24 protein-coding genes are annotated in these 23,059 nt (G+C 69.8%); 16 read left to right on the forward strand and 8 right to left on the reverse strand.

Annotation, left to right across the window (positions count from 1 at the left end; translation table 11 throughout):
- Positions 1-55: 55 nt before the first annotated feature.
- From KOI47_RS04670 to KOI47_RS04695, 6 genes are read left to right on the forward strand one after another with little or no spacing between them, the layout of a single operon-like run.
- Positions 56-217, forward strand: coding sequence for a hypothetical protein (locus KOI47_RS04670; RefSeq protein WP_216214272.1), 162 nt, complete (start codon positions 56-58; stop codon positions 215-217).
- 22 nt (positions 218-239) lie between these two features.
- Entirely contained in the window at positions 240-800 is a 561-nt protein-coding gene (locus KOI47_RS04675) for a PH domain-containing protein (protein WP_216214273.1), read from the forward strand.
- Between the two features lie 51 nt (positions 801-851).
- Positions 852-1,712: a PHP domain-containing protein gene (locus tag KOI47_RS04680; protein ID WP_216214275.1), complete on the forward strand. Its 861-nt coding sequence runs from the start codon at positions 852-854 to the stop codon at positions 1,710-1,712.
- A 4-nt stretch (positions 1,713-1,716) separates the two neighbouring features.
- Positions 1,717-2,343 (forward strand): MarC family protein, encoded by a 627-nt coding sequence (locus tag KOI47_RS04685; protein ID WP_216214276.1) that lies wholly within the window; start codon positions 1,717-1,719, stop codon positions 2,341-2,343.
- Between the two features lie 60 nt (positions 2,344-2,403).
- The gene (locus tag KOI47_RS04690; protein ID WP_216214278.1) at positions 2,404-3,267 is read left to right on the forward strand and encodes a RecB family exonuclease; all 864 of its coding nucleotides are present in this window, start codon (positions 2,404-2,406) and stop codon (positions 3,265-3,267) included.
- Between the two features lie 32 nt (positions 3,268-3,299).
- Complete coding sequence (locus KOI47_RS04695) at positions 3,300-3,668, forward strand: hypothetical protein (protein WP_216214279.1); 369 nt, start codon at positions 3,300-3,302, stop codon at positions 3,666-3,668.
- A 1-nt stretch (position 3,669) separates the two neighbouring features.
- Here KOI47_RS04695 and KOI47_RS04700 read toward each other — a convergent pair whose 3' ends face one another.
- Genes KOI47_RS04700 through KOI47_RS04710 form a run of 3 tightly spaced genes read right to left on the reverse strand, consistent with a single transcriptional unit; the run spans position 3,670 to position 7,669 of the window.
- A complete protein-coding gene (locus tag KOI47_RS04700; RefSeq protein WP_232376541.1) occupies positions 3,670-4,554 on the reverse strand; it encodes an alpha/beta fold hydrolase in 885 nt (294 codons plus the stop codon).
- Complete coding sequence (locus KOI47_RS04705) at positions 4,551-5,900, reverse strand: Rv3212 family protein (RefSeq protein ID WP_216214281.1); 1,350 nt, start codon at positions 5,898-5,900, stop codon at positions 4,551-4,553. The genes KOI47_RS04700 and KOI47_RS04705 overlap by 4 nt, the downstream gene beginning before the upstream one ends.
- Before the next feature lie 5 nt (positions 5,901-5,905).
- Positions 5,906-7,669 (reverse strand): DEAD/DEAH box helicase, encoded by a 1,764-nt coding sequence (locus tag KOI47_RS04710; RefSeq protein ID WP_216214283.1) that lies wholly within the window; start codon positions 7,667-7,669, stop codon positions 5,906-5,908.
- A 345-nt stretch (positions 7,670-8,014) separates the two neighbouring features.
- Between KOI47_RS04710 and KOI47_RS04715 the strand changes: the two genes are divergently transcribed.
- The 3 genes from KOI47_RS04715 to KOI47_RS04725 all read left to right on the forward strand — a co-directional run bounded on the left by KOI47_RS04715 (position 8,015) and on the right by KOI47_RS04725 (position 10,280).
- Complete coding sequence (locus tag KOI47_RS04715) at positions 8,015-8,671, forward strand: ferritin-like fold-containing protein (RefSeq protein WP_216214285.1); 657 nt, start codon at positions 8,015-8,017, stop codon at positions 8,669-8,671.
- A gap of 44 nt (positions 8,672-8,715) precedes the next feature.
- Positions 8,716-8,946, forward strand: a complete 231-nt coding sequence (locus KOI47_RS04720) for a DUF3107 domain-containing protein (protein WP_216214287.1) — start codon at positions 8,716-8,718, stop codon at positions 8,944-8,946.
- 80 nt (positions 8,947-9,026) lie between these two features.
- Complete coding sequence (locus KOI47_RS04725; protein ID WP_216214289.1) at positions 9,027-10,280, forward strand: DUF418 domain-containing protein; 1,254 nt, start codon at positions 9,027-9,029, stop codon at positions 10,278-10,280.
- On the opposite strand, the gene KOI47_RS04730 is transcribed toward KOI47_RS04725, so the two are convergent.
- Both KOI47_RS04730 and KOI47_RS04735 read right to left on the reverse strand, forming a co-directional pair.
- The gene (locus tag KOI47_RS04730) at positions 10,243-10,581 is read right to left on the reverse strand and encodes a DUF4873 domain-containing protein (protein ID WP_216214291.1); all 339 of its coding nucleotides are present in this window, start codon (positions 10,579-10,581) and stop codon (positions 10,243-10,245) included. The genes KOI47_RS04725 and KOI47_RS04730 overlap by 38 nt on opposite strands.
- Before the next feature lie 9 nt (positions 10,582-10,590).
- Positions 10,591-11,370, reverse strand: coding sequence for a TetR/AcrR family transcriptional regulator (locus KOI47_RS04735; protein WP_216214293.1), 780 nt, complete (start codon positions 11,368-11,370; stop codon positions 10,591-10,593).
- A 79-nt stretch (positions 11,371-11,449) separates the two neighbouring features.
- Here KOI47_RS04735 and KOI47_RS04740 point away from each other — a divergent pair, with 79 nt between their 5' ends.
- Both KOI47_RS04740 and KOI47_RS04745 read left to right on the forward strand, forming a co-directional pair.
- Positions 11,450-12,355 carry an AurF N-oxygenase family protein gene (locus KOI47_RS04740; RefSeq protein ID WP_216214295.1) on the forward strand — a complete coding sequence of 302 codons (906 nt, stop codon included), beginning with the start codon at positions 11,450-11,452 and terminating at the stop codon, positions 12,353-12,355.
- A gap of 10 nt (positions 12,356-12,365) precedes the next feature.
- Positions 12,366-13,331: an alpha/beta fold hydrolase gene (locus KOI47_RS04745; protein WP_216214297.1), complete on the forward strand. Its 966-nt coding sequence runs from the start codon at positions 12,366-12,368 to the stop codon at positions 13,329-13,331.
- Here KOI47_RS04745 and KOI47_RS04750 read toward each other — a convergent pair whose 3' ends face one another.
- Positions 13,332-13,997: a TetR/AcrR family transcriptional regulator gene (locus KOI47_RS04750; RefSeq protein ID WP_232376542.1), complete on the reverse strand. Its 666-nt coding sequence runs from the start codon at positions 13,995-13,997 to the stop codon at positions 13,332-13,334.
- Between the two features lie 148 nt (positions 13,998-14,145).
- Here KOI47_RS04750 and KOI47_RS04755 point away from each other — a divergent pair, with 148 nt between their 5' ends.
- The 3 genes from KOI47_RS04755 to moeZ all read left to right on the forward strand — a co-directional run bounded on the left by KOI47_RS04755 (position 14,146) and on the right by moeZ (position 17,670).
- Entirely contained in the window at positions 14,146-15,183 is a 1,038-nt protein-coding gene (locus tag KOI47_RS04755; RefSeq protein ID WP_216214298.1) for an alpha/beta fold hydrolase, read from the forward strand.
- An 87-nt stretch (positions 15,184-15,270) separates the two neighbouring features.
- Entirely contained in the window at positions 15,271-16,383 is a 1,113-nt protein-coding gene (locus KOI47_RS04760) for a DUF3152 domain-containing protein (protein WP_232376543.1), read from the forward strand.
- 111 nt (positions 16,384-16,494) lie between these two features.
- Positions 16,495-17,670: an adenylyltransferase/sulfurtransferase MoeZ gene (gene moeZ / locus KOI47_RS04765; protein ID WP_216214300.1), complete on the forward strand. Its 1,176-nt coding sequence runs from the start codon at positions 16,495-16,497 to the stop codon at positions 17,668-17,670.
- 380 nt (positions 17,671-18,050) lie between these two features.
- Here the strand turns inward: moeZ and ltrA are convergent, their stop codons facing one another.
- Together ltrA and KOI47_RS04775 are read right to left on the reverse strand one after the other, a co-directional pair.
- Positions 18,051-19,550: a group II intron reverse transcriptase/maturase gene (gene ltrA, locus KOI47_RS04770; protein WP_216207516.1), complete on the reverse strand. Its 1,500-nt coding sequence runs from the start codon at positions 19,548-19,550 to the stop codon at positions 18,051-18,053.
- A 454-nt stretch (positions 19,551-20,004) separates the two neighbouring features.
- On the reverse strand, positions 20,005-21,153 hold the full coding sequence (locus KOI47_RS04775) for an HNH endonuclease signature motif containing protein (protein ID WP_216214301.1): 1,149 nt from the start codon (positions 21,151-21,153) through the stop codon (positions 20,005-20,007).
- Positions 21,154-21,289: 136 nt separating this feature from the next.
- Between KOI47_RS04775 and KOI47_RS04780 the strand changes: the two genes are divergently transcribed.
- The gene (locus tag KOI47_RS04780; protein WP_216214302.1) at positions 21,290-22,132 is read left to right on the forward strand and encodes a phosphoribosylaminoimidazolesuccinocarboxamide synthase; all 843 of its coding nucleotides are present in this window, start codon (positions 21,290-21,292) and stop codon (positions 22,130-22,132) included.
- Positions 22,133-22,186: 54 nt separating this feature from the next.
- A complete protein-coding gene (locus tag KOI47_RS04785) occupies positions 22,187-22,987 on the forward strand; it encodes a TIGR02569 family protein (RefSeq protein ID WP_216214303.1) in 801 nt (266 codons plus the stop codon).
- Positions 22,988-23,059 lie beyond the last annotated feature (72 nt).

Genomic DNA, 23,059 nt, shown 5'->3' on the forward strand with positions numbered 1-23,059 from the left:
CAAACTTAGTTGTTACTGTCGTCGTCGGTCTGGACAGAGACGAGAACGGAGCATCGTGAACGTGAAGAAGCTCCTCATATTCGCGGGCGTCGCGTTGGTGCTTTTCTTCGTGATCGCCGAACCCAACGGGGCCGCCGGGCTCGTCGGGAACATCCTCGGCTACCTCCAAGACGCGGCCGAATCGGTGATCACCTTCGTGAGCAATGTGTTCAGCTGATCGCCGCGAGTAGCCTGGGACTATGTTCGCGCCACGGGACCCAGACGAGTACCTGCTCGACACCGAGCGCCGGGTCATCCGCATCCGGCGCCACTGGGCCTCGCTCATGTGGGATGCCTTCGAGGCGGTCGCCCTCATCGCCGTCTGCGTGATGGTGTCCTACCTGCTGCCCCCTTCGATGTGGGTGCTGCAGAACGTGCTCTGGTACGCCGCGCTGGCGGTGGTGCTGCGGTTCGCCTACTACGTGGTCGAGTGGTGGGTGGAACGACTGGTGGTCACCGACAAGCGGTTCATCATGACCAAAGGTGTCTGGACGACCAAGGTGCTGATGATGCCGATCAGTAAGGTGACCGACCTCACCTACCAGCGTTCCTTCTGGGGACGCATGCTCGGCTACGGCACGACCGTCGTGGAGTCGGCAGGTCAGATCCAGGCGCTGAACCACATCAGCTACCTCCCGCGGCCGGAGGAGTTCTACGACACCATCTCCGAGCTGGTGTTCGGGGACAAGCAGAAGCAGGCCGAGCGGTTCTCCATGATCAAGGCCCAGCGTGCGGCCAGGGGTAAACGAATGGTGGGTTAGCCCACCCTGACCGGCGCGGCCGGGCGAGATCGCTTGGGCAAGAATGATGCGATGCGCATCGACCTGCACACCCACTCCACGGCCTCGGACGGTACGGACAGTCCGGCCGAACTGGTCGCTGCCGCGGCACGCGCCGGTCTCGACGTGGTCGCGCTGACCGATCACGACACCACGGCAGGCTGGCAGCCCGCCATGGACGCGCTCCCGCCTGGCCTGACCCTGGTGCCCGGCGCCGAGCTGTCCTGCGTTTCGGAGGACGAGCACGGCAGGCGGGTGAGCGTGCACCTGCTGGCCTACCTCTTCGATCCGGCGGCGCCCGCCGTGGTCGCCGAGCAGCAGCGGCTGCGGGTGGAGCGGCGCGGCAGGCTCCGGGCGATGGCCGTGCGGATGGCGGAGAACGGCCTGCCCGTCGACCCGGACGAGATACTGGGCCTGCTGCCCCCTGACTCCCCGGCCGGGCGCCCGCACCTGGCCCAGGCCCTGGTGCGGGCCGGAGTGGTCGGCAGTGTGGACGAGGCCTTCGCCGGCTACCTCGGCAACGGGCGCGGTTACTACCTTCCGCGCGAGGACACCCCGGTCGAGCAGGCCATCGACATGATCGCCGAGGCGGGCGGGGTCACCGTGCTGGCGCATCCCTTCGCCAGTTCGCGTGGCCCGACGGTGACCCCGGAGGTGATCGCGGCGCTCGCCGCGCACGGGCTGAGCGGGCTCGAGGTGGACCACCCCAACCACGACGAGCCGACCAGGGAGCGACTGCGTGGCCTCGCGGCCGAGCTGGGGTTGCTGCGCACCGGTTCGAGCGACTATCACGGCACGAACAAGACCATCGCGATCGGCCAGGAGACCACCGAGCCCGATGCCTTCCACGCCCTTGCCGAGCGCGCCACCGGGGCTCGCGTGATGGTGGGCTGAGCCAATGCCGATCCAGGACTACTTCGACCTCAAGCTGTTCATGGAGGCCTCGATCACCCTGGTGGTGATCATGGACCCGCCGGGGACGGTGCCGGTCTTCCTCAGCCTGGTGGGCCGCAAGCCACTCGCGGCGCGGGCGCGCGCGGCCCGGCAGGCTGTGCTGGTCTCCTTCCTGGTGGTCTCGCTGTTCGCCGTTGCGGGGCAGGCGATCCTGGCCTATCTCGGCATCGGTATCCCCGCGCTGCAGGGCGCGGGCGGGTTGCTGCTGCTGTTGATCGCCCTGGACCTGCTGACCGGCAAGAGCAACGCCGAGCCGGAGGCGGCAGAGGACGTGAACGTGGCACTGGTCCCGCTCGGTACCCCGCTGCTGGCCGGGCCAGGGGCGATCGCCGCGACCATCGTGTTCGTCCGGCAGGCACAGGGGCAAGCCGGCGCCTACATCGCGCTCGGGCTGGCCATCGTCGCGGTGCACCTGGTGTTGTTCCTGTGCATGCGCTACTCCGGGGTGATCATCCGGCTGATCAAGGAAGGCGGGATCACCCTGCTGGCCAAGATCGCCGGCCTGCTGCTGGCTGCGATCGCAGTGGAGCTGGTCGCCGATTCGGTGCGGGGGTTCGTCGCCGAGAGCTGAGCATATGCCCGGGAACGGGCAGGCACTCAGCGTGTCGGGGTCATCTGGCAGGGTGAAGAGATGGCGCAGATGGGGTTCGATTTCGGGGGACAGCAGCCACGCCGGTTGACCAAGGTCACGCCATCCAAACTGGCCACCTTCGAGGACTGCCCGCGCCGCTACCGGATGGCCTACCTGGATCGCCCGACGCCGCAGCGCACCGGGCCGTGGGCACACAGCACACTCGGCGCCGTGGTGCACAACGCCCTGCGCGCGCTCTACGATCTGCCGCCGCAGGGGCGGACCCCGGCCAGGGCCGCCGCGCTGGTGCTCGAGCAGTGGCAGGACGGCGGGTTCGCCGACGCCGAGCAGGCGGAGCGGTACCGCGAGCGGGCAAGGGGCTGGGTCGCGGACTACGTCGAACGCAACGACCTCGCCGCGGAGCCGGTCGGGGTCGAGCGCTGGGTCTCGGCTCCGGCCAGTTCACAGGGGTTGGACGGGCCGCCGTCGATGATTATCGAGGGCCGTGCGGACCGGATCGACCAGCGCGGCGGCGAGTTGGTGATCGTGGACTACAAGACGGGCCGGTGGGTACCGGAGTCGCAGGACGCGCGCAGCGCGCAGGCGCTCGCCCTGTATGCCGTGGCCGCGCGCCGGACCCTGCGGCTGCCCTGTAACCAGGTCGAGCTGCACCACCTGCCGAGCGGCACCGTGGCCGCCGCCGAGCACACCGAGGACAGCCTGCGCCGCCAACTGAAACGCGCCGAGGAGTCGGCGGGCGATCTGCGTAGGGCTGCGGATACGCTGAGCGAAGGCGGTGACGCCGAGGAGCTGTTCCCGGCGCGTACCGGCAGGCACTGCTCCTGGTGCGATTTCCGGCCGAGCTGCCCCGCGGGCCAGCAGGCCGCGCCCGCCGCGCAGCCATGGGATCTGCTGGCACCTTAGCGGGACACACCGAGAGGATCATGGAAGGCCGGATGTACGGAAGGGACACCACGGAACTGGCGGCGGTGCCGCCGGCCGAGCCGGGAGACCAGGAGGAGGTCACCGAACCGTTGGCAATCCCTGATCGTAGCTCCGGTCGCTGGTGGCGCGGGCTGACCGGTTCGCTCGCCGCCGGGCTGGTGCTGCTCGCGGTGGGGGTGCTCGGTGCCCAGATCCTCGGCTGGGCAAGTGGTTCCAGCGGTCCCGGAGTGCTGGCGACCGGTGGTCACCTGCTGGCGGCCGTGCTGGCACTGCTGGCCCAGCGGGTGGCCGACCGCGGCAGCGGCCGGGCCGCGGGCCTCGCCGCGCTGGCGGTACTGCTGCTGGTGGTGGCGCCGCTGTGGCTGTTCTGGTGGCGGTAGCTCAGCCGAGCCAGGATTTCCATGCGGGGAGCAGGATGTCCAGCAGGCCGGCGGGATTCTCCGTGTTCGGCGAGTGTGCGGCGTGCGGAACCAGCTCGAAGGGGACGCCGAGGCGGCGGGCCATCTCCCGCTGCGTCGGCAGGTGCCAGGCGTCGTCCCGGGCCCCGGCGGCCACCAGGCAGGGCAGGCCATCCCGGTGCAGCACCGCGGCCAGCTCGTCCACCCGGTCCGGCTCGGCGCGTAACCCGGCCGCCATGCCCAGCAGGCCCTTCGGGCTGGAGGCGAGGAAGCGCTTGCGCAGGAAGACCCGCAGCTCGGGCGGGACGGCCGCCCAGCCTGGCAGGGTGGAGTTCAGCCGTTCCCGGACGGTGTAGGCCGCGCCGAGCCCGCCCGTCCGCAGTTCGGGCTCGCCGGTGCGCAGGGCTTCGAGCCGGAATCCGGCCGGCAGCCTGCCCGGCCCGGTGCCGAGCAGGGTGAGCCCACCGATCCCTGCCCCGGCCAGTACGGCCCCGCGCGCGACCAGCCCGCCGTAGGAATGCCCGAGCAGCAGCACCGGCCCTGGCAGGGTCGCGATCAGCTCCGCGACCACCGTGCCCAGTTCGGCAGGCAGGTAGGCGGACTCCTCGTCCGGCCCTGGCGACTCGTACTGCCCCGGCAGGTCGATCGCGACCGCACGGAAGCCCGCGGCAGCGCAGCCGTCCAGCAGCGGGGCGAAGTCCTCTTTGGACCCGGTGTACCCGGGTACCAGCAACACCGTGGCCAGCGGCTGTTCCGGTTCCGGCGTGCGCAGCGCGGCGATCGGCCCGTACCGGCCCGGCAGCTCCACCCGCGTGCCGCGGTGCGGCGAAAGCTGGGACGCGCCTTCGCCGGGTCCTGCGGCACTCACCGCAGGGCCGCCAGGGTGTCGCCGCGTTGCTCCAGCAGCATCGGCCCGGTGGCGTCCAGGAAGACCGGGCCGGAGTAACCGCGCCGGTCCACCCGCACGGTGCGCAGGGTCTCGCCGTTGCCCTCGTCCAGTACCGCCAGCCCGCCGTCGATCGGCAGCACGTACTGCCCCGCGAACATGGTGCCCGGCCCGCGCGTACCCCTGACCGTCCACTGTGGAGTCAGGTCCTCCCTGGACAGCGCCATGGTGGCGGAGCCGGTGAACCAGTAGATCCCCTGCGCGCCGTGTCCGGTGGGAACCACCCCGCCGGGCGGGTCGCCCTCCAGGTCGGCCGTTGGCAGGTCCAGCGGGTATGCCGAACGCTCGGTGCCCTCCGGGCCGTACAGCACCAGCAGCTGCTCCTCCGGCAGGGCGACCGCGGCGGCCTCACCGGACATGGCGACCAGCTGTGCCGAACGCCCCGCCACCTGGACGCTGAACACCTCTTCCGGTTTGTCGCTGTCCTTTGGCACCGACTCGAGCACGGTGAGCCGGTCCGCTTGCTCCCCCGGGCAGCGCTCGATCACCCCGATCTTGCCCTCCGCGGCGGCCACCGAGCCGTAGCCGCACCCGGTGCGCGGCTGCTTGTTCGGGTTGACCAGCGCCGGGACCCGGCCGTACTCCAGCGTCTTCACCAGGTCGTTGCGCCAGGTGTTGAGTAGCCGGTCGCCGGTCGTCGTCACATGCTTGCCGTCGCTGACCAGCCGCATGCCCAGCTCGGCGTCCCCGTTGCGCTGCGCGGTCCGCCGCCCGGTCTCGGTGTCCAGCGCGGTGACCTCACTGCAGCCCAGCTCCTTGCGGTACACCGCCAGCGCCTTGGACCACTCGGCACCCACCGTGCACAGCTCGAGCCCCCTGGCGTAGCGCCAGCGCACCTGACCGGTCAGCGCGCTGCGGCCTGCCACGGCGCCGTCCGAACCGGTGATCACGGTCGGGCCGGAGACCACCGGGGTGGGGGTGGCCGCGCTCGGCGCCCGCCACATCTCGGTCAGCGACCCAGGGACCTCGGTGGGCGCGGCCGGCAGCGGCTCCGGTGCCGGCGCGGTCTGCAGGCTGGTGGCCCGCTGGTCGCTGGAGGCCCAGACCAGGACTCCGGCCACCACGCAGACCACCACGATGCCGGCTGCGATGACCCGGTCCCGCCTGCGGTTCCATGGCGAACGTCCGCTCGCCCTTGCTGCGTGCCGGGGCCCGGCACGCTCGGCAACCGGTTCGGTCTCCCCGCCGCGCAAGGGATCGTCGGTGGACACCGCTTCCTGGACCGGGTCCGGCTCAGCCTGCTCCGACCTGTCGCGCGAGTCGCTCACGCCACTCAGTCTGCCGAAGCGGGTGTGTCGGTGTTGTTGGGTGTCCCACCCCTGCGGCGGCGACGGCGGCGGCGAGCCGGGCGCTCGGCGCCGTTCTCGCCCTCGGCGGGCCGGTTCGGGGCGGAACGGGTGGCCGCGGAGTCCGGCTTGTCCTGCCCGCTCGCGGCCTCACCGCCGTTCTGGCCGCCACGGGTACGCCGCCGCCTGCGGCGGGACTCACCGGTGCCGTCCTCCGGCCTGCTGCCGTTCGTCTTCGCCTGCTCGTCGTCACCGCCGGTGCCGGTGGCCGTGGCCTTGCTCGCGGTGCCCGCGGCGCGGGTGCGCCTGCGTGGCTTGCGGCCGCCAGCCGAGGACCCCGCGGACTCCGAGCGGCCCTTGCGCCTGCCGCCCAGCTGCTCCTCCGGTTCGGCGGCCAGCCCGGCCCTGGTCCGCTTGGCCAGCGGCAGCCTGCCGGTGGCGTCGGCTGGGATGCCGAGGTCGGCGAACAGGTGCGGCGAGGTCGAGTAGGTTTCCACCGGCTCGGGACGGTCCAGCTCCAGCGCGTCCGAGATGAGCTTCCAGCGGGGCTCCTCGTCCCAGTCGACCAGGGTGATGGCCACGCCGGTCTTGCCTGCCCTGCCGGTGCGGCCGATCCGGTGCACGTAGGTCTTCTCGTCCTCCGGCGTCTGGTAGTTGATCACGTGCGTGACGTCGTCCACGTCGATGCCGCGGGCGGCGACATCGGTGGCGACCAGCACGTCCACCTTGCCGGTGCGGAAGGCGCGCAGCGCCTGCTCGCGGGCACCCTGGCCGAGGTCGCCGTGCACGGCCGCGGCGGCGAACCCGCGTTCGGCGAGGTCGTCGGCCACCTTCTGGGCGGTCCGCTTGGTCCGGGTGAAGATCATCGTCAGCCCGCGGCCCTCGGCCTGCAGCGTGCGGGCGACCAGCTCCGGCTTGTCCAGCGAGTGCGCCCGGTAGACGAACTGGGTGGTGCGCTCGTGGATGGCGCCCGCGTCGTTCTCCTCGGCCCTGATGTGCGTCGGGCGGGTCAGGAAGGTCCGCGCGAGGTTGATGATCGGGCCGGGCATCGTGGCCGAGAACAGCATGGTCTGCCGCTGCTCGGGCACCATGCGCAGAATCCGTTCGATGTCCGGGAGGAAGCCGAGGTCGAGCATCTCGTCGGCCTCGTCGAGCACGAGGCCGCGCACCTTGCCGAGCACGAGGTGGCGCTGTTCGGCGAGGTCCAGCAGCCTGCCGGGGGTGCCGATCACCAGGTCGACGCCCTTGCGCAGGGCCTCGATCTGCGTTTCGTACGGCCTGCCGCCGTAGATGGCGAGGGTGCGGATACCGAGATGCTTGCCCGCGTCGGTGAGGTCGTGGGTCACCTGCAGGCACAGCTCCCTGGTGGGGACCACCACGAGCGCCTGCGGGGTGCCGTCGCCGGGCAGGGTGAGCCGCTGCAGCAGCGGGACGCCGAACCCGAGGGTCTTGCCCATCCCGGTACGCGCCTGGCCGATCAGGTCCTCGCCGCCCAGCGCCAGCGGCAGGGTCAGCGCCTGGATGGCGAAGGTGCGCTCGATGCCCGCCTCGTTGAGTGCGCGGACGATCTCCGGGCGGATGTCGAACTCGGCGAAAGCGGGCGCCTCCGGCTGGACGACGGGGGCCGCCTGCAACGGGTGGGAGGTGTCGGTTTCCGGCAGCCCGGTCTCGCTGTGCTCCAGCGCGATCGGATCCGCGGGGTCGGTGGTGGACGGGGTCTGGTTCGCGGTCAGAATGATCGCCTCTCTCATACCAGCGCGCACTGCCTGGCTCTATGCCGTCACTCGACCGCGAGGGGCTCGATGTGTCTCCCACGCGGGAACCCGGCTAAGAGGCGTGCACGCACACTCTTTCTTGCGCTGGGTACCGCGGGCTCAGGGCCCGGCCGCGGGTGCGGCGGCCCTGGCGCGATACCTGCTCCGCGGGCGGCGGCGCCAGGTGTGTGCTCCCAGGGGGACGCGCCGGCAAGCGAAGCTGCCTGTCAATATCATTTATGAGTGTACCTTGGCTACTCGCCTGCGCTGTGAGCGCCGTCGCTCGCTCGGCGTGTCCTTGCTCTCGCCGGTGACGTGGGACATACCACTACGGTGTCAGGCGTGAGCGAGGAAGACCCGGGTATCAGCGGCGGCGTGACCGACCTGCTTGGCGTGCTCGCGTACGGCGAGCTGTCCGCATTCGACCGGCTGGCCGAGGACGCGCGTACGGCGCCCACGCTGTCCGGGCGGGCCGCGCTGGCGACCATGGCGGCCGCGGAAATCGGCCACTACGGGCTGCTGGAGCAGTACCTTGCCGAGCACGGGGTCGCGGTCGAGGACGCGATGAAGCCGTTCGTCGCGCCCTTCGATGCCTTCCACTCCTCCACCGCGCCGAAGTCCTGGCTGGAGTCGCTGGTCAAGGCATACGTCGGAGACGGGCTGGCCGCCGACCTCTACCGGGAGATGGCCACCTGGCTGGACGAGGAGACCGGGCAGCTGGTGCTCACGGTGCTCGCCGACACCGGGCACTCGGCCTTCGCCGAGCGGGAGGTCGCCGCCGCGATCGAGCACGACCCCACCCAGCGGGACCGGCTGGCCCTGTGGGGCCGCAGGCTGCTCGGGGAGGCCCTCACGCAGGCGCAGTACGTGGTGGCCGAGCGGGACGGGCTGGCCGAGCTGATCGTGAGCGGTTCCGGCGACCTCTCCGGAATTGCCGGACTCTTCCGGCGGTTACAACAGGGCCACACCAAACGTATGCAGGTGCTGGGACTCGGCTAGCCTTGATGCCAGGACGTCGTCGAACGAGTGCGGAGGTTGTGCAGGTGGAGGTCAAGATCGGGATCAAGGACACGCCGCGGGAGCTGGTGATCTCCAGTGGCCAGACGCCCGATGAGGTCGAGCAGCTCGTCTCCGACGCACTGAACTCCACCGAGGGACTGCTCCGGATCACCGACGACAAGGGCCGGTCTTTCCTGGTCCCCGCGGACCGCATCGCCTATGTGGAGATCGCGCCCTCGGACGCGCGCCGGGTGGGTTTCGCTGTCGGCGGATAGTCCTGGCGTTGATCGGCGCGTTGATCGGCGGAGGGGTAGCCGGTACGCGGCGGTAACATGACTGATCGTAAGCTCACGCCGTGAACGGCGTTTCCGTAGCTGCCGGTGGCAGTATCGCCCTCGCTCCGCCCCGGGGCAGGCTGACCGGCATCGATGTGGCGCGCGGGGTCGCCGTCCTCGGGATGTATGCCACCCACTTCGGCCCGGTGCCGAGGGAGGGTGCCGCCGCGTTCTTCGATCTGTTCTCCGGGCGCGCGACGGCCCTGTTCGCGGTGCTGGCCGGGGTGTCCATCGCCCTGATGGCGGGTGGGGACCGGCCGAAGACCGGGGCGGCGCGCCGGTCGGTTGCGGTGCGGCTGGCCATCCGGGCGCCGTTGCTCATCCTGCTCGGTCTGTTGCTGCTCGAGCTGGGCACCGGCTACGAGATGATCCTGACCTACTACGGGGTGTGCTTCCTGTTCGCCATCCCGCTGCTGCGGCTGCCCGCGCGTCAGCTCGTGGTGCTCGCCGCGCTCGCGGCCACCGTGCTGCCGGTGCTCTCGCATGTCCTGCGGGCCATGGTCGCGCCAAGGGACCTGCTGTTCGACCTGCCGGATGTCCGGCTGGAGATGTTCACCTCGCTCGGCGGGATCTCCGAGGCCACCGGGATTCTGCTGCTCACCGGCACCTACCCGGCCGCGGGCCTGATGGCGTTCGTGCTCGCCGGGATGGCGATCGGCAGGCTGGACCTGCGCGCGCACCAGCTGCGCCGCGGCCTGCTGTTCGGCGGTACCGGCCTCGCGGCGGCGGCCTACCTGGTGTCCTGGATCGGCACCGACCTGCTCGGCGGCAGCCGGGCGGTGTACCGGTCACTGGAGACACCGGCCGCCGCGGCCGGGCTGCGGCCGGACGAGTACTACGCCGCCGGGGAGTGGATGCTGTTCGGCACCACGCCCACGACCTCCCCTGCCTACCTGCTGGTGTCCAGGGGGCATTCGTTCACCCCGCTGGACCTGCTCGGCTGCATCGGGGTGGCGCTGGCCGTCATCGGCGGGTGCCTGCTGCTGGCCGAGCGCTACGGCCGGTGGCTGCGGCCGGTGGCTGCCGTCGGCTCGCTGGCGCTGACCGCCTATGCCGGGCATTTCCTGGTGATCTGGCTGCTGTGGCGGGATCAGGCCGTGTTCTCCCTCGGTTCGCTGGCCGGCTTCACCGTGGGCGTGCTGGTCTTCGCCGTGCTGTGGCGCCGGTGGTTCCGCCGCGGCCCGCTGGAGTGGCTGCTGCACCGGGCCTCCATCGCGGCGACCGCCCTCACCGCGGTCAGGCCTCGACCTGGTCCAGAGTCGTGGGGACGGTGAAGGGGGGCGTGCTGGTGCCCGTCAGGCGGTAGCGGTCCCAGGGGTCCGGATCGGAGACCTCGCCCTTGGCGCTGCCCTCGGGGGTGCGGATCTCGGCGGGCTTCTTCCTGCCACCGGCCAGTGTGGACAGCCGCTCGTTCGCCTTCACCCTGCCGTACCAGTGGTAGTACCCGTCGATCGGCTGGAAGTGGCCGCGCAGCTCCACCTCCACCTCGAGTTCGGTTTCCTCGACGAGCAGGGTCGCCGGGCCGGTGTAGCCGTCCTCGTGGTCCTCGTGGTTGTCGTGCTCGTGCTCGGTCATGAAGGCCTCCTAGCCGGCTTCGGTCGACTCGGTGCGCTCACGCTGCGCGGAGAGCTGGACGACCTTGTTCTCCTCCAGCGGCAGGTTCGGGTCGAGGGTGACGCCCTGCTGCCTGGTCAGGCCGTCGATCGCGGCCCAGATGAGCTGGGTCAGGTACTCCACGATGGCGTCCCGGCTCATCGACCGCCGTTCCAGCCACCACTCGCCGGTGTTCTGCACCATGCCGACCAGGCCGTAGGCCCACGGCTCGGCCGCACCGGAGTCCATATTGAACATTCGCATGTAGTCGCCGAACAGCGCGGTCAGCGCGGTCGCGATGATCTCCTTGTCCTCGGCGACCACATCGGCGTCGATCGGCTTGTCCGCGAACGAGCGCCGCGCCAGCAGGCGGTACAGGTTGGGGTGCTCCTCGATGATGCCGAAGAAGGCGTCGATCGCCATCCGGATTCGCGGCAGCGGGGCGAGCTCGGTGTTGATCGCCGGGATCAGCCGCTCCAGCAGCATTTCCGTGCCGCGCTGGCCGAGGGCGAGGAACAGGTCGGCCTTGTCCTCGAAGTGCCGGTAGAGCACCGGCTTGGTGACCCCGGCCGCGGCCGCGACGTCGTCCATGCCGAGCTCGGGACCGTGCTCGGCCAGCGCGGTCAGCGCGGCCTCGACGAACTCGGCGCGGCGGGCGATCCGGTGCTTACGCCAGCGGTCCCTGCGGGCATCGCCGGTGGTCCCCGGTTCCTCCCGCCGCTTGCCGGAATGCTTGCTGTTGCGCTTGACACGATCGCCCATGCGCCGCATGCTACCAGAGGTAACTGTTACCAATGGTTACACGCAGGCGTGTCAGCTACCTCAGGTGTACCGGAAGGCGGTGTCGGCAATGACGCGGACTCTGAATGAGGCCGGCCGCGAGAAGACCGCCGAGCGACTGCTGAAGTCCTCGGCGAACAAGTTCTACGATCCCGAGGTCGACATCGACTGGGGCGCACCGCTGGTGGATGGCAAGCGGTACATCCCGGAGATCCGCTCCAGCCTCTACGGCACCCAGCTGTGGGAACGGCTCACCCCCGAGCAGCGCATCGAGCTCGGCAAGCACGAGCTGGCCAGCGTGGCGACCTCCGGCATCTGGTTCGAGGTACTGCTCATGCAGATGCTGCTCAAGGTCGTCTACAACACCGACCCGACCACCAGCCACGCCCAGTACGCGCTCACCGAGATCGCCGACGAGTGCAGGCACTCGACGATGTTCGCCCGGATGTCCGAGCGGCTCGGCGTGCCGGTGTACGGCCCGGTGCCCGCACTGCGGCAGCTCGCCAGGGTCCTGCCCGTGATCGGGTACGGCCCGGCGCTCTACGGGTCGATCCTGGTCGCCGAGGAGATCCTGGACCGGCTGCAGCGCGAGCAGATGAACGACCCGGAGATCCAGCCGCTGGTGCGGATGGTGAACCGGATCCACGTGCTGGAGGAGGCGCGGCACGTCACCTTCGCCCGCGAGGAGGTCACCCGCGGGATGGCCAAGCTGTCCAAGGCGGAGCTGCCCTACCAGCGTTACCTGATCGCGCTGGTGTCCTTCTTCGTGGTCCGCGCGCTGGTCAACCCGCGGATCTACAAGTCGGTCGGCATCGCGCCGAAGGAGGGCGTCAAGGCCGCCTGGAGCAACCCGCACTGGCAGCAGACCATCCGCTACGCCGGGGAGCGGATCATGCCGTTTCTCCAGGAGAACGGCCTGGTCGGCGCGCCGGGGATGCATCTGTGGCGGCGTTCAAACCTGCTGCCTGCCAAGTGAGCGAGGGCCGATGACCACACTCGGTTCCCGGCAGGCGCCTGCGCAGCGCAGGCGCGACCCGGCCCCGTGGGACCCCGCGCAGGCACATCGGTTCGTGGCCGGCGACGGTACCGCGCTACATGTGCAGAGCGAGGGAGACGAACAGGCCCCGCTGACCCTGGTGCTGGTGCACGGCTGGACCCAGGACCTGCGGACCTGGGACGCGGTGACCAGCGGGCTGCTGCGTGCGGCCGGAGCCCCACTGCGGATCCTGCGTTACGACCTGCGCGGGCACGGCGCGTCGGCGCCCGCGCGAGCGGGCACGGCCACCATCGAGCGGCTTGCCGACGACCTCGCCGAGCTCATCGCCGACCGCGCGCCGCGGGGCAGGCTGGTGCTGGTCGGGCACTCGATGGGCGGGATGACCCTGATGTGCCTCGCCGAGCGGTATCCGGAGCTGGTGTCCGCGAGGGTGGACGCGGTGGGGCTGGTGGCCACGTCCTCCGGCGATCTGGACCGGGTCACCCTCGGCCTGCCCGGGCTGTTCGGCGGTGGTGCCGCCAGGGTGGAGCAGCGGATCACCGCCTTCCTGCGCAGGCAGCAGCGGGACGCGCTGCCGCTGGCGCCGCGGCTGGTCCGGCCGTTCGCCCGCTGGCTGGTCTTCGGGAACCGGCCGCGGCGAGCCGATGTGACCTCGGTGGCCGAGCAGGTGGTGCTGGCCCATCCCGCCAGCGTCGGTGGCTTCCGGGACTCGATGGCGGTGCACGACCGGCGGGTGGCGCTCGCCGCGCTGCGGGACAAGCCGGCCGTGGTGCTCGCCGGTGGCAAGGACCGGCTGTGCCCGCCGCCGCATGCCATGGTGCTGGCCGATGAGCTGCCGCAGGCCGAGTTCGTGCGCTTCCCAGGGGCCGGGCACATGCTGCCGCAGGAACGTTCCCGGGAGGTGACCGAGCGGATCACCCGGCTGGTCCGGGTGGCCGCCGGTAACCGGGGGTAACTACGTCTGCTGCTGTAGCGGGAAACCGGCGCCGATCCCCCGCCAGGCCAGGGTGGAGGTCAGCGCGACGGCCTCCTCCCTGCTGATCTCGCTGTGGTGCGCCAGCCAGAACCGCGCGCTGACCTGGCTCAACCCGACCAGGCCCACGGCCAGCAGCCGCGCCCGGTCCTCGTCGAGGCCGGCGTCGGCGGTGATGGTCTGGGTGATGGCGTCCACGCTGGCCGAGGTCGCCCGGTCCACGGCGGTCTGCACGGCGGGCTCACCGCGCAGGTCGGACTCGAACACCATGCGGAAGGCGCCCGCGTCCCCGTTCACGAAGTCGAAGAACGCCCCGACGGCGTTCTGCACCCGCTGCTTGTTGTCCGTGGTCGAGTTGAGCGCTTCCTGCACCCGCCCGACCAGGTGGTCCACATGGCTTTCCAGCAGCGCGATGTACAGGTCGAGCTTGCCGGGGAAGTGCTGGTAGAGCACCGGTTTGCTGACCCCGGCCTGCTCGGCGATATCGTCCATCGCCGCCGAGTGGTACCCGTTGGCCGCGAAGACCTGCTGGGCCGCGGCCAGCAGCTGGGCCCGCCGTTCGGTGCGTGGCAGCCGTACCCCCCGGCCGAACTGCGCCGATCCGGTGCCCTCGCTGTCGTGCGATTGCAGGCGGGCCGCTTCCGTCATATTGCCTCCAGTCCGATCCGCACCCGAGCGCCTGTACTCGCTGGGTACCGCTACCCGTTTGGGGTCACCACCGCGGGCACCGCCCTGACATTACTCGCCGGTAGAGCGGGTACGCCAAGGGTTCGGCGGAATCAGGCATCCTGGATGGGTGCCCGAGACACTCACGCCCTCGACGACGGCTCCCCAGGCGCGGTCAGGCGGCCGCGCACCGCTGACCCGTGTGCCGTTGTCGAACACCCCGCTGCCACCGCTCGGCTCGGCCAACACGGCATGGCCGGGCGGGTTCGAGGACGCCGGCGGCGTCCAGCTGCACGTCCGGCGCGCACCGCGCACCGAGGGCGACCCGGAGCAGGGGACCGCCACCGACACCGCAGTGTACGTGCACGGCCTCGGTGGCTCGTCCACCAACTGGACCGACCTCGGCTGCCTGCTCGCCCCCTTCGCCCCCGGGATCGCGCTCGACCTGCCCGGATTCGGCTTCTCCGAGCCGCAGCCGGGCTTCGACTTCAGCCTGGACGCGCATACCGAGACGCTGCGCGCCTACCTCGCCGGCCTGGACGCGGGCCCGGTGCACCTGGTCGGCAACTCCATGGGCGGCGCGATCTCGCTGCTGCTGGCCGCGCGGTACCCGGAGCTGGTGCGTACCCTGACGCTGGTCTCGCCCGCGATGCCGGACCGCCGTCCCGATCCGCGCAGGCTCTCCGACCCGCGGATGGCGCTGGCCTATCTCCCGTTCATCGGCAAGCCGGTGCGCAGGCGGCTGGCCCAGCTCGGGCCGCGGGAACGGGCCATGCAGGTGATCAACCTCTGCTTCGCCGACCCCAGCGTCTTCCCCGACTACCGCCTGGACGAGCTGGCCGAGGAGCACGGCGCGCGGGCGGGGTTCTCCTGGGCTGCGCCCGCGCTGGCCCGCAGCACCATGGGCATCTTCCGCACCTGGTTCAGCTCGGGTCCGGCCTCGCTGTGGGCGGTCGCGCCCGCGGTCGGGGTGCCCACGCTGGTGGTGTGGGGGACCGGGGACCGGGTGATCTCGGTCCGCAGGGCCGTGCGCACCGCCCGGCTGCTGCCGAGGGCCCGGCTGCTGGTGCTGCCGCGCACCGGCCATGTCGCCCAGATGGAGCGGCCGCGCACGGTGGCAAGGGCGGTGCTGGGCATGTGGGAGCACGTGCGGGAAGACCTCTGGTAAGAGCTAGTCCATTTGGGTGATATGAAATCGGCGTGTGATCCGCCAGTCGCCGAGAGCTTCACCGTTAGCGTATGGCAACCTGGTTTCGTGGACCGGGTGACGCACGAAGCGCGAGGCGATGGGCAGCGGGCACAGTCCGCACCGTTGCCCCGCAGGTCACCGCGTTCCGGGCAGTCCTCGGCCCGCTCCTTTGACGACCGCTATCGCCCCGGGCTGCGCCGGACCACTGCCGAGCCGCTGCGGGCCTCCTGGCGGCCGAAGCCGACCGAGGAGGAAGCGCAGGCCGAGGGCGGCAAACCCCGGCGCCGGTCGAAGTTGTCCGGGGTGGTCCGGACCTACGGCTGGCGGGTCTATGCCCTGCCGGTGCTGCTGGTCCTCACCGCGCTGGTGGTATACGACACCGCGAACAGCGGCGGCGGCACGCAGGCCGGGCAGCAGCAGGACGCCGGCGCGGGTGGCGTGTCGGCGACCGGTGGTGGCGACCCGGTGGTGACCGAGAACCGGGCCGAGCCGGTCAGCCTGGACATCCCCACCGCCGAGTTGCCAGAGGGCGGCGAGTACACCCAGGCCGGTAAGGGCACCTGGCATGTGATCCCGGTGCCGGAGGGCCGGGGCGAGAAGGTCGGCACCGGCGGCAAGCTCTACACCTACGCGGTGGCTGTCGAAGACGGCATCGACCCCTCCAGCTACGCGGGTGACGACAGTTTCGCGAACTCGGTGGAGGCGACGCTGTCCGACCCGCGGAGCTGGACCGGTACCGGTGAGGTGATGCTGCAGCGGGTGGACAACAGCGATCCGCCACCGGACTTCACGGTCAGCCTGACCAGCCCGGAGACCACCCACCGGCCGGACATGTGCGGGTTCACCATCAAGTACGAGTCTTCCTGCCGGCTCGGCCAGAAGGAACTCGTGGTGATCAATCTGGCCCGCTGGGTGCGCGGTGGCAAGGCTTTCAACGGCGCGATGACCGAGTACCGGCAGTACGCCATCAACCACGAGGTGGGCCACGCCTTCGGGAACGGGCACGTGGGCTGCCCGGCCAACGGGGAGCTGGCGCCGGTGATGATGCAGCAGACCTTCGGGGTCTCCAACGACTACGTCGCCGAGCTGAACAAGGTGGATCCCACCAACTACAGTGCGGTGCCCGCGGACGGCAAGGTCTGCCAGCCGAACGCCTGGCCGAACCCACAGGCGGAGTGAGCCCACCGGGTGTCCACATGGTGGACGTCCGGAAGAAAGCCGACCGCTCGACGCGTTAGGGATACTAGAGGCCAACCTGCGCCAGTGACCCGCGCGAGATGGAGGACCCCGATGTCAGCACTGCCCCCGCTCGTCGAGCCGGCAGCCGAGCTCACGAAGGACGAGGTGGCCAGGTACAGCAGGCACCTCATCATCCCGGATGTCGGGATGGATGGGCAGAAGCGGCTGAAGAACGCGAAAGTCCTGGTCATCGGCGCCGGCGGGCTCGGCAGTCCGGCGCTGCTCTACCTGGCCGCCGCCGGGGTCGGCACCCTCGGGGTGGTCGACTTCGACGTGGTGGACGAGTCCAACCTGCAGCGCCAGGTGATCCACGGCCAGTCCGATGTCGGCAAGCCGAAGGCGGAGTCGGCACGGGAGTCGGTGGCCGAGGTCAACCCGTTCGTCCAGGTCCGGCTGCACACCGAGCAGCTCACCAGCGACAACGCGCTGGACATCTTCCGGGATTACGACCTGATCCTGGATGGCACGGACAACTTCGCCACCCGGTACCTGGTCAACGATGCCGCCGTACTGCTCGGCAAGCCCTATGTGTGGGGCTCGATCTTCCGATTCGAGGGCCAGGTGAGCGTGTTCTGGGAGGACGCGCCGAACGGCAGGGGCCTGAACTACCGCGACCTCTACCCGGAGCCGCCGCCTCCCGGCATGGTGCCGTCCTGCGCCGAGGGTGGCGTGCTCGGTGTGCTCTGCGCCTCCATCGGCTCGATCATGGTGAACGAGGCGATCAAGCTGATCACCGGCATCGGCGAGCCGCTGCTCGGCAGGCTGATCAGCTACGACGCGCTGGAGATGCGTTACCGCGAGGTCAAGATCCGCAAGGATCCGGAGACCCCGAAGATCACCGAGCTGATCGACTACGAGGCGTTCTGCGGTGTGGTGAGCGATGAGGCGCAGGAGGCTGCCTCCGGGCACACCATCACCCCCGCCGAGCTGAAGGCCAAGTTCGACGCGGACGAGGACTTCCAGTTGATCGACGTCCGCGAGCCGCACGAGTACGAGATCGTGAACATCAAGGGCGCCAAGCTGATCCCGAAGGACCGGATCCTGTCCGGCGAGGCGCTGGCCGAGCTACCGCAGGACAAGCCGATCGTGCTGCACTGCAAGAGCGGCGGGCGCTCGGCCGAGGCGCTGGCCGCGTTGCACCGGGCCGGTTTCTCCGACGCCAGCCACCTCGGCGGCGGGGTGCTGGCCTGGGCCAACCAGATCGACACCAGCCTGCCGACATACTGATCATGGTGGGCCGCGCCTGGCCCGGGCGCGGCCCACCGCCATCGGGCTAGGGGAGATGACTCCAACCACCTCATTCCGCAACCCCCTTTCCTCGGCGGTGGAGGAGGTTGCGTCTGGGTCTTCGCTCCGGGTCGAGGAACGCGGGTGGGATGAACTCGGGTAGCCCATTCCTCATCCGGACTTGCCAGTCGGTGTGGTGGATGAGGTTGTGGTGGTACCAGCAGAGCAAGGTGAGGTTGTGCAGGGCGGTGGGTCCCCCATTAGCCCAGTGGGAGTCGGCATGGGGCGCGGTGTCCGGATTTCGCCGGGCCGTTTCCCCATGCCGCTCCCCCGAACCGGACGTGCGGCTTTCACCGCATCCGGCTCTCCACGAGTCGCCGTTAGGTTGCCGTTATGGCTGGTTTGTCCCAGGGTGTCGAGATTTGGTTTCCTCGGTAGCGATAACGTTGGATGGTCATCGTTGTGGGTCTCCATAGTTCGACACCGTTATATTCCGGCCACCACCGGTTGTAGTAACGGTTTATGATGTCCCGTTTACTGGTACGGGGGTGTTTGTTCTTCAGCCATTCCCAGACCCGCCACCACAGGTAGTCTTGCAGGTGGTGGTAGGCCTTGCTGGAAGAGCCGTGCCGGAAGTACTGGGCCCATCCGCGGGTCATCGTTCCGAGTTGCCGGAACAGTTGGTCCGCGTCCTGATGGGTGATCCGTTTGGTAACTGTCTTGATCTTCCGCTTGATCGAAGTCATCGACTTCTTCGAGGGGAGGGTGTAGATCAGTCGCCGATCGCTTCCATATTGGCGATACCGCTGGATGCGGAACCCGAGGAAGTCGAACCCCTCGTCGATGTGGGCGATTCCGGTTTTCTCGGGTGCGAGCCGTAGCCCGATCCCGGCCAGGATCGCCTCGATCTCGCCCCACAAGGATTCCGTGTGTTCCCGGGTTCCGTTGACCATGACGACGAAGTCGTCGGCGTATCGGGTCAGGCGGAACGTCGCACCGCCGCGTTCACGGTGCCGTTGCCGGTTGGTGGCGTTCTTGTGGTTCTCCCACAACTGGTGGAAATAGTCGTCCAGCTCGGAGAGGGCGATGTTGGCCAGCAGAGGCGACAGGATGCCGCCCTGCGGGGTTCCGGTATGGGTGTCCCGGTCAGGACCATCCTCGCTGAGGATTCCGGCGTGCAGGAACGCCTTGATGAGTTCCAGAATCCGCTTGTCCTTGACGCGTCGCCGCACCAAACCCATCAGGGCGGTGTGGTCGATCTCGTCGAAGCAGGCGGTGATGTCGCCCTCGAAGACCCATTCGTAGCCCTCACGGGCATGTTTGCGGATTTCTTCGATGGCGTCCTGGGCCCGGCGCCTGGGCCGGAAACCATAGCTGGAGGACTGGAACCCGGCCTCGAAGATCGGTTCCAGGACCAGCTTCAGCGAGGCTTGAACGACCCGATCGGTCACGGTCGGTATCCCCAGCCGACGGGTCTTCCCACCGGCTTTGGGGATGTGTCGTTCCCGGACCGGGAGCGGACGGAACGTCCGCGCTTTCAGATCGGCGCGGATTTCCTCCAACAACCCGACCACACCCAGCGCCGAGTCGGTGATCGACCGCACCGTTCGGCGATCGACGCCCGCGCTGCGTGCTCCGGTGTTCCCTGACACCCGCTCCCACGCCACGGCGAGGAACGCGGGGTCGGCCACGAGGTTGTAGAGATCATCAAACCGGCGACCGGGATCGGCCGCCGCCCAACGGTGCAGTTTCGTCTGCATTCCCAGTACCCGCTGCCCTGCCGTGAACGGCACCAGCAGCAGATCACCGATGTTCACCGGTGAGGCCTCTTCTGGCATTACCCCAACTTCCCTGCTCGATTCGCTGTCGCCCTTCCCCATGCGGACGGTTTTCCCGCCCTCGGAGTACTACGGCGACTCCGCCCCACCACAGAGCCCCTCGGCGGGCAATGCACCTATCCACATCTGGGACACCGGATTGCGCCCAGGCATGGAAAGCTCGCGGTGGTTCCCATGTTCACGTGTTCCCGATCGACGAGTGAGGCACTCAGCTTTACCCCGGCAGCCCCTGTGAATACGCCACAGACTTTCTCCACAGACTACCCAGGAATACAATCCCAGGCGGGCGCTACACCCTTCACTTGGTTCACGCGCACTGCGATACCGACTCAGATCCGCCAGGTTTCGAGTCGGCTCCACATAACGAGGCCTCAGACACTGATTCCTATTCGTATACCTTCTCGTCTCGCTCACCGAGCCCGCACCATCTGGCAGTGCTGGCACGACTCGACTTTGTCAGGGCCGCTTGCCACCTCAATCCACCCATTCCCGTGAATCAGGCTGCCCTCAGCTTCACCGAACCACTGTGACGGTCCAGCGCCGGAGGTCTCTCACCTCCGATCGGACAAACACGCGCCTCATGGCGCACGAACACCACATGATGCGCGTCGCATTGTTTGGGTTTTCTGCGGCAGCCGGGGAAGGTGCATCCGCGGTCCCGCAGGATCAGCGCCCTGCGGATGGCCAGGGGTACGGTGCGGGTGCGTTGTCCGATGTCGAGGATCTCGCCTCGCCCGCCCAGGACGGCGGGCACGACATACGCGTCGCAGGCCATCCGCCGGATCTGGGCGGCGGAGTAGGACTCCTGCCCGTGCAGCAGCCCGTACCCCGTGCCGTGCTTCAAATCCTCCAGGGTCACCGTGACCATGACGGTGAAGGGTTCGCCCGCCTCGGTGGGCCCTTCCTCCGGACACCCCGCTGCCACCCGCAGCACATCGGCAAACGCGTCCCCCTGGCGCTGGAACTTGCTGCGCCGGTCCGGTTCGTCTGTGGTGCTGGCGGGTTTCGCCCGAGGTTCGATCAGCCCGGTCAGTACCGCGGCGGTTTCGGCGTCCAGCTCGAAGCTGCCCCGTAACCGCCCACCCCGGGTTTCGCGCCAGTCCAGGTAGCGTTCCGGGCGGGCCAGCTCCTCCTCGGTGGGTGGATTCCCGTCCTGGTCCAGGCGGGCCAGAATCTCTTTACCCAGCGCGGACACGGTGTGGGGTTCGTACTCCCGCGCCGCCTTGGTCAACAGGGCCTCGGCATGCTCCCGGTCCGGCAGGCTGACCGGCTGCGGGAACCGCGCCACCGTCGCCCGGATGGTCTCGATGTGCTCCGGCCCGATCACCCCCTCGGCCGCGGCGGCGCCCACTTCGGGCAGGTCCGGCTCCAGGGGTATCCCACCCGGGCCGTAGCGCCGCACCACCGCCCGGGCGTGCGCCACGCGCTGCCGCGCGTCGTAGGCGTTGACCCGCAGGATCTCCCGCGTCAACGTCGGCAGATCCCGGTAGCCCTTGCTGCTGGCGGTGCCACGTCCGTCCAGTTCGGCCAGGACCGCCAGCTCCCGGGCATAGAGAGCCCGCCGCTGCTGTTCGAGTTCGCCCAGCGCGGCCAGGAGTTCCTCCTCGCTCATGCGGGAGGTGTCGGTGCCGAAGGTCCTGGTCACAACCCCAGACTACCGCGACATCGATCATGTGTTCGATACACGATCGGGTGAACCGTGGGCACGCAACGCGCCCGCTCAGCCGGTCGTTACCCTCCGGTGGCGAGGCCCTTGCTCACCACGTCAGACGGGATGGTCGATGAAGCACCTGCACACCGGCAAGGTACGGGACCTGTACGAGCTGGACGGGGACATCCTGCTGGTGGCCTCGGACCGGGTCTCGGTCTACGACGTGGTGCTGCCCACCCCGATCCCGGACAAGGGCGCGCTGCTCACCCAGCTGTCGGTGTGGTGGTTCGACCAGCTCGCCGGGGTGGTGCCCAACCACCTGCTGTCCGCCACCGACGTCCCGCCGGAGTTCGCCGGCCGGGCGATCCGCTGCCGCCCGCTGACCATGATCGGCGTGGAGTGCATCGCCCGCGGCTACCTCACCGGCCTCGGCCTGCGTGAATACCAGAAGCACGGCACGGTTTCCGGGGTCGAGCTGCCTGCGGGCCTCGAGGAGGGCAGCAAGCTGCCGGAGCCGATCTTCACGCCCACCACGAAGGCCTCCATCGGCGGGCACGACGAGCCGATGACCTTCGCCGAGGTGGTGGACCAGGAGGGCAGGGAGACCGCGGAACGGCTGCGTGAGCTGACCCTGCGGATCTACACCCAGGGCGCCGAGCGGGCCGCGGCACGCGGGATCCTGGTCGCGGATACGAAGGTCGAGTTCGGCCGGGACGACCAGGGCGTGCTGACCCTCGGGGACGAGGTGCTGACCTCGGACTCCTCCCGGTTCTGGCCTGCCGACGAGTGGCGGCCTGGCAAGACCCAGCAGTCCTTCGACAAACAGTTCGTGCGGGACTGGGCACTCACCACGGGCTGGGACAAGACCCCGCCGGGGCCGGAGTTGCCGGAGGAGGTCGTGACCGCGACCCGGGAGCGCTATGTCGAGGTGTACGAGCGGATCACCGGCCGGGTCTGGTCGTCCAGTTCCTGAGTAGCCACCGCGAGGATCTCCCGGAATGTCCCCGTTTCCGGGTACCGTCTCGCCGTGGTCCCCTCCGCAGAGCGTCCGCCAGAGCATGTCGGCGCGGCGTTCGGCGTGAGCCTGTCCGGGGCGCGGCCGCTGCCGGGCGGCAGGGGCTGGCTGTGCGGCCAGGTGGTGCTCAGCCCGGTCACCGACCGGGCCAGGGCGGTCTGGCTGGCGGGCACCCTCGCGGCCGTCGGCGCCGCCCCCGACCTGCGGGTGGCCCGCCCGGTGCGGGCCACCGACGGGCGCTGGCTGATCGCGGGCTGGCGGGCCAGCCAGTACGTCTCGGGCGCACCGGCGCACCGCCCTGACGACACCGTGCTCGCCGCGGTCCGGTTACACCAGGCCACCGTGGGCCTGCCGAGGCCGGACTTCCTTTCCCGCCACACCGACAGCTCCGCCGAGGCGGAGCGGGCGGCATGGGGTGAGCGCGAGCTGGAGCTGGACGAGCACAAGGGCGGGCGCTGGTTCGAGGTGCTGGCAGGGGCTCGCAAACCGGTGCCGGAGCCGGACCAGCTGGTGCATCGGGAGCTGTTCGGCACGGTCCTTTTCGACGGGGACGCGCCACCGGGCATCGTGGACTTCACCCCCTGCTACCGCCCGGCCGACTGGGGCGCCGCGGTGGCCGCGATCGACGCGCTCGCCTGGGGTGGTGCCGATCCCGGGCTGCTGCGACGTTGGACACACCTGCCGCACTGGCCGCAGTTGCTGTTGCGGGCGGTGCTGTTCCGGCTGGCGCACAACGCACTGGACCCGCGCTCCACCAGGGAGTCCCTTGACGGCCTGCTGGGCGCCGTCCGGCAGGTCAGCGACCTGGTGTAGCGGCCTCACCGGTAACCCTTCCCGTTGCCAGTGCAATGTCGCATGCCTGAAACATTCGGGCATTTCCGGGTA

This window comes from Amycolatopsis aidingensis, from assembly GCF_018885265.1.
Taxonomy (GTDB): Bacteria; Actinomycetota; Actinomycetes; order Mycobacteriales; family Pseudonocardiaceae; genus Amycolatopsis; species Amycolatopsis aidingensis.